Origin of the sequence: Streptomyces niveiscabiei (genome assembly GCF_001419795.1) — a bacterium.
GTDB classification, from domain to species: domain Bacteria; phylum Actinomycetota; class Actinomycetes; order Streptomycetales; family Streptomycetaceae; genus Streptomyces; species Streptomyces niveiscabiei.
The window spans coordinates 1-1,150 of the sequence record NZ_LIRL01000874.1 but is presented as its reverse complement, the minus strand read 5'-3'; the positions used below and the strand labels follow the sequence as shown (position 1 = coordinate 1,150).

Sequence of the window (1,150 nt, the reverse complement as noted above, 5' to 3'; positions counted from 1 at the left end):
GATGAAGTCGTGGGCCTGGGCCTTGCGGGCCGCGGCCTCGATGTCGGTGGGTGTCTGTAGGCCGAGGGCGATGGTGTCCCCGATGGTGGCCCCGAGCAGCGCGGGGCGTTCGAAGGCGCAGGCCACAGACGTGCGCAACGCGTCGTGGGCGAGGGTGTGGAGGGGGACTCCGTCGAGGAGGACCTCCCCCTGGGAGGGGTCGGTGAGACGTGCCGCGACAGCCGCCAGCAGCGATTTACCGGAACCGCTGCGACCGACGACCGCGAGGGTCGTCCCACCCGGCACGGTCAGATCGACCCCGTCGAGGACGACCCGGTCACCGCGCACGGCACGTACCCCCCGCAGCTCCAGCCGCCCGGGCCCGGAGGGCAACCGGCGTTCCCCGAAGGTCGGCGCCTCCCGCACCTGCACCTCCGCGAGCCGCCGCGCCCCGGCCCGCGCGCGGACGAGCCCCGCCAACTGCCCCGTGAGCACGCCGACTCCGGTCGCGAGGACGGCGTACCGGGACGCGGCGAGAACGTCCCCGGGCGACAGCCGGTGCCGGGCGAGAAGGAGCCCTGCGACGGCGACCACGCCGAGTTGCAGCAGCGGCGCGACCGCGACGGCCTGCGCGGCGGCCCGCCCCTGGACGTGCCACATCCGCCGCCCGGCGGCGGAGAGTTCGGGCAGGGGCCTCAGGACGCGCTCGGCGTCACGCTCGGCGGTGCCGGCCGCCTGGATCGTCCGGGCCCCGTCGACCGCTTCGGAGAGCGCGGCGGCGATCCGCCCCTGGACGTTCTGGTACCGCACGACGCACTCGGAGGTGTCGCGGGCGAGCACCCGCAGCAGCAGCGCCAGCACCGGCGCCCCGGCGAGAAACACGACCGCGAGCCAGGGATCGAGCACCCCCAACGCCACGATCCCCCCGACGGGCCCGGCCACGGACGCGGCCAGCGCGGCCCGGGCGGCGGGCGAGGCCCCCGCCTGAGCCCCGCTCCCCACGACCCGGGCCACCAGATCCCCCGCCTCGAACCGCCCCCGGGGCCCCAGCGCGAGAACCTGCCGCACGACTCCCCGCCGCAGAAACGCGGCCGTCCGGGCGTCGACGGTCCCCGCCAGCACGCTCACGAACCCGTCCAGCACCACCCCCACCACCACGAGCCCCCCACAC

1 protein-coding gene is annotated in these 1,150 nt (G+C 76.6%); it reads right to left on the bottom strand.

Annotated elements, in window-relative coordinates; all coding sequences use genetic code 11:
- A partial coding sequence (locus tag AOK24_RS35930; protein ID WP_159052103.1) for an ATP-binding cassette domain-containing protein occupies positions 1–1,150 on the bottom strand: 1,150 nt, incomplete at both ends.